This window comes from Pseudonocardia sp., assembly GCF_025465255.1.
GTDB lineage: Bacteria > Actinomycetota > Actinomycetes > Mycobacteriales > Pseudonocardiaceae > Pseudonocardia.
This window is the reverse complement of the sequence record NZ_JAODNI010000118.1, coordinates 1-4,224: the sequence shown is the minus strand read 5'-3', so window position 1 is coordinate 4,224 and position 4,224 is coordinate 1. Positions and strand designations below refer to the sequence as shown.

The window sequence follows — 4,224 nt, the reverse complement described above, 5'->3', positions numbered from 1 at the left end:
ACCGATTGACACGTAGCGCGCGCAATGGAGATCGAATGCTCGATAGAGACGAACGCGATCAGTTGGGAGAGATCGAGCGGCAGATCAATGCCGCAGATCCTGAGCTTGCCGCCTATTTGCGGGACGGGCAGCGCCGCCGCCCGCGGGCAAGTACCCGAATCCGCCCGCTGCGAGTGATGAACGCGCTGCTGGTGCTGTTCACGGCCGTATTGCAGGTGCTCGGGTTGCCGACCGGTGGCCTGGCCGTGGCCGCGGTCGCTGCGGGTCTGTGGTGGCTGCGGAGACGCTGCGAGCCCCGGCCGGGGGCCTGATGCTGTAGATGTCCCACTCAGGCCGGTCGGAGGAGGTCGGCGAGCCGGGCGGCCCTGGCGGGTTGCGATTATCGGCATGCCGGCGTTACCGCCCGGAACCGTGACCGGACAGGCGACACAGCGGGAGATGGCCCACCTTCCGTTGCTCACCCCCGGGGCAAGCCTCTCCAACACGGTCATCCGACCAGGGACGGGCGCTCGTCAGAGTCAGACGGCGAAGGGGTCTGCGGTGAGCGTCGGGGCGGCGAGGAGCCGCCGAGGACCTGCTCGAGGTGGGTGAGGGCGAGCTGCAGGTACGCCCTGCTTCGCAGGGCCGTCTCTGGCTGCGTGTCCAGGCGTGGGCGCTCGTGGCCGCATCGTGGTCTCGGGACGGTGCCGGACCGACCCGTGAGGCCGTGGCGGTGGGCGTAGACGGCAGCGTGGACCCCGTTGGTGATTTCTGTCCCTTCTCACCTATTCGGCACCGTCAGGACGACCCGCCGGAAATCGGACGAGGCGTGGCGCGGATCGGTAAAGATTCGGCAAAGGAAATGCATTGGAACCCTCGCAGTGAGTTTTCGATCTATCCTTGCGCTAACGGGACGAATAGTGCGCACCTGTCACGGCACAGTCGCCCACGTCACACGGAGAATCGCTGAGAACGGGCTCAGTTTCCTGGCGATCAAGAAACGTCGGGGGTACGTTAATTCGTGGGACACCGAATGGTGCCCGACACCATTCAAAGGAGGAGTAATGGGCAACAACAAATGGGGCTGGACGCCGGCGAAGAATGACTGGCGTCGCAACGACTACGACCACCGCGACCACCGGGACTACAACCGCAAGTGAGGTCGGTGGGATCTGAGAGGAACTGAGTAGATCCTCGGGACGGCTCCGCCCAACGCTAGGCGGGGCCGTTCCCCGGGTCATGACAGGGGAGTGCGCCGGCGATGACTGAGCCGACTGCCGGTTCGGCTGTGGAGGCCGCCTCGCGGCCGCTTCCCCCGGGGGTGCCGCGGCTGTCGGTGACCGGCCTGCTGGTGTCGAGCAACCTGCTCGCAGACACCCCTGCGGTGGGGCTGTGGACGGTCTTCCGGCGGTTCTGGCCAGAGACCCGGCCGTTCCGCGGGCGGGTGTGGGCCAGCCTGCTGCTCGTTGCGGCCGGCCCGTTGCTGAGCGCGGCGACGATCTGGTTGTTCAAGATCCTCGTCGACGACGTTCTGACCCCGCACAGCTTCCGCTACTTCCCGGCGTTGGCCGCCGCCTACATCGGGATCTCGGTTCTCGAGGGTGTCGTGTCGTTCGCCGACCGGTACCTGTCCACCTGGGCGGGCGAGCGGTTCGTGCTCAACCTGCGCAGCAAGTTGTTCACCCACCTGCACCGGCAGTCGTCGCAGTTCTTCGAACGCCACCAACTCGGCGACATCCTCTCCCGGCTCACCGGGGACATCAGCGCGATCGAGCAGCTCGTGCTCTCCGGCCTCGCGCAGGGCTTGACCTACGCCTTCCAACTCGTCTTCTTCACCGCCGCGCTGTTCTACCTCAGCTGGCAGATGGCGCTAGCCTCGCTGATCGCCGCCCCCGGGTTCCTGCTGATCGCGCGGTCCTTCTCCCGCCGGATCAAGGACGCCTCCCGGGAGACACGGCGCCGGGCGAGTTCCATCACCACCGTCGCCGAGGAGAGCTTCAGCAACGCAGCCCTGGTCCGCGCCTACCACCGGCAGGCCTCGGAGTCGGCCCGGTTCGACCAGGAGAACCTGGGCAGCTTCGTCGCGCAGATGAGGGCGACCCGGTTGCAGGCCCTCTTCGGCCCGCTCACCGAGCTGCTCGAGGTCGTGGGTGTGCTGCTGGTCATGGGCTTGGCGGTGTGGGAACTCACCGCCAACAACATCACTCTGGGCGGCCTACTGGTGTTCGTGGCCTACCTGACGCAGCTCTACGGCCCGCTCCAAGGCCTGGGGCAGCTCACCAACTCGTTGTACGCGGCCAGCACCAGCGCGGAAAGGGTGATGGAGCTGCTCGACCTCGCCCCCACCATCACCGAACCGACCCACCCCGTGCCCCTGCCCCGCGCCCGCGGATACCTCCGCGTGCGCGAGGTGGGCTTCGGCTACCCCGACACCGACCGCCCCGCGCTCGCGGGCATCGACCTCGAGGTGCGCCCCGGGCAACGCGTCGCGATCGTGGGGGCCAGCGGAGCCGGTAAATCGACGCTGGCCAAGCTGCTGCTGCGCTTCTACGACCCGAACCAGGGGAGTATCTCGCTCGACGGCACCGACCTGCGCGACCTGTCGGAGGCCGACCTGCGCCGCAACATCGCCACCGTGCTGCAGGAGACCCTCGTCTTCGACGGCACCGTCCGCGAGAACATCGCCTGGGGCCGGCCCGACGCCACCGACGCCGACATCGTCGCCGCGGCGACCGCGGCCGATGCACACGAGTTGATCTCCGCGCTGCCCGACGGGTATGACTCGCGGATCGGGCAACGCGGCCGGCTGTTGTCCGGGGGGCAGCGCCAACGCCTGGCCATCGCCCGGGCGATGATCCGCGACGCGCCCGTGCTGCTGCTCGATGAACCGACCACCGGGCTGGACGCCGAATCCACGCGCCGCGTCCTGCAGCCGCTGCGCCGGCTGATGGCCGGCCGCACCACGATCATCATCAGCCACAACCTGCTCACGGTCACCGACGCCGACCTCATCGTGGTGCTCGACCAGGGCCGCATCAGCGCCGCCGGCACCCACAGTCAACTTCTCACCAGCAGCCCCGGCTACGCCCGGCTCTACCGCCTCCACCAGGCACCACCAGCGCTGCACCCGCCTGAGCGACCCGCGGAGATCTGCCCCGGCCCCCCTCTTCACCCCAGCCCCAGCCCTAGCCCACGGCCGACGCCGCATCCTCGCCCGCTGATCCGGCCTCGTGACGGGGACCGTCACTAGCTCCTCTGTCAAGCGGCGAGGTGCACGGTGGTGATCCGCGCGTCGGCTTGTCAGCGCTCGGTAGACGACGTCGGAGAGTCGGCGCTTGAGGATTCGGAGGGCTTCTCGCCGGCGGCGTTTCGTCGGGCGAGCACGGCCCTGGCGTCGGGGTGGCAGCGGGCCTGGGTCAGGTTCGGTTCGCGCAGCACAGCCCGGGCGACGGCGAGTGCGTCGATCGGGTCGGACTTGCCGTAGGTGCGAGCGGAGCCGCGGACGTGGGCCATCAGTTTCGCCGGCACCCTTGTGACCTGCTCACCGGCCGCGAGCAGATCCCGCTCCAGGCGCCGGGACAGGTGCCGGCAGTCCTCCGCTGCCCACCGCCGGTCGGCACCGAACTGGTCGGCCCAGCGCCGCCGCTACCCGGGACGTGAACCGGTCAGCGACCGTGTCGCGCTGCATCGTGTTCGTGCTCAATACCGGCATCACCTGGAACCAACTGCCCGGCGATCTGCTGGGCTGCTCCGGGGTGACCTGCTGGCGGCGGGTACGGGACTGGACCGACGCCGGGGTCTGGCCCGCCCTGCACGAGGTGTTGCTCGCCGAGCTCCGGGCCGTCGGCCGGCTCGACCTGGACCGCTGCGCCGTCGACGCCTCCCACGTGCACGCGCTCAAGGGGGCTCCATGTCGGACCGTCCCCGGTCAACCGCGGTCATCCCGGCTCCAGGCGCCACCTGATCGTCGACTCCCACGGCATCCCGCTCGCGGTCACGCTGACCGGCGGGAACCGCCACGACGTCACCCAACTGCTCCCGCTGCTCGACGCGATCCCCCGATCCGCGGCCGGCGCGGGCGGCCTCGGCGCAAGCCCCACGAGCTGTTCGCCGCCCGCGGCTATGACCTCGACAAGTACCGCCGGCTCCTGCGCGAGCGCGGCATCACCCCGCGCATCGCCCGCCGCGGCGTCGCGGACGCCTCCGGGCTGGGCAAGGTCCGCTGGGTCGTCGAACGAGCCTTCG

General features: G+C 69.4%; 2 protein-coding genes and 3 pseudogenes. 4 read left to right on the top strand and 1 reads right to left on the bottom strand.

The genetic code is table 11. The features are described 5' to 3' along the window. Together JWP64_RS14280 and JWP64_RS14275 are read left to right on the top strand one after the other, a co-directional pair. A partial coding sequence (locus tag JWP64_RS14280) for a DUF3040 domain-containing protein (protein WP_297496545.1) occupies positions 1 to 311 on the top strand: 311 nt, incomplete at its 5' end. Between the two features lie 929 nt (positions 312 to 1,240). Then, positions 1,241 to 3,229, top strand: coding sequence for an ABC transporter ATP-binding protein (locus JWP64_RS14275; protein ID WP_297496544.1), 1,989 nt, complete (start codon positions 1,241 to 1,243; stop codon positions 3,227 to 3,229). A gap of 167 nt (positions 3,230 to 3,396) precedes the next feature. Here the strand turns inward: JWP64_RS14275 and JWP64_RS14270 are convergent. Beyond that, positions 3,397 to 3,615: pseudogene (locus tag JWP64_RS14270) on the bottom strand (IS110 family transposase); the annotation flags it as partial. On the opposite strand from JWP64_RS14270, the pseudogene JWP64_RS31520 reads away from it, so the two are divergent. Both JWP64_RS31520 and JWP64_RS14260 read left to right on the top strand, forming a co-directional pair. Further along, positions 3,579 to 3,734: pseudogene (locus JWP64_RS31520) on the top strand (hypothetical protein); the annotation flags it as partial. The pseudogenes JWP64_RS14270 and JWP64_RS31520 sit on opposite strands and share 37 nt — an antisense overlap. Before the next feature lie 205 nt (positions 3,735 to 3,939). Then, positions 3,940 to 4,224: pseudogene (locus JWP64_RS14260) on the top strand (hypothetical protein); the annotation flags it as partial.

Excerpts from the sequence above, each read along its gene's own strand:
- JWP64_RS14275 (WP_297496544.1), top strand. The coding sequence starts at position 1,241 with ATGACTGAGCCGACTGCCGGTTCGGCTGTGGAGGCCGCCTCGCGGCCG.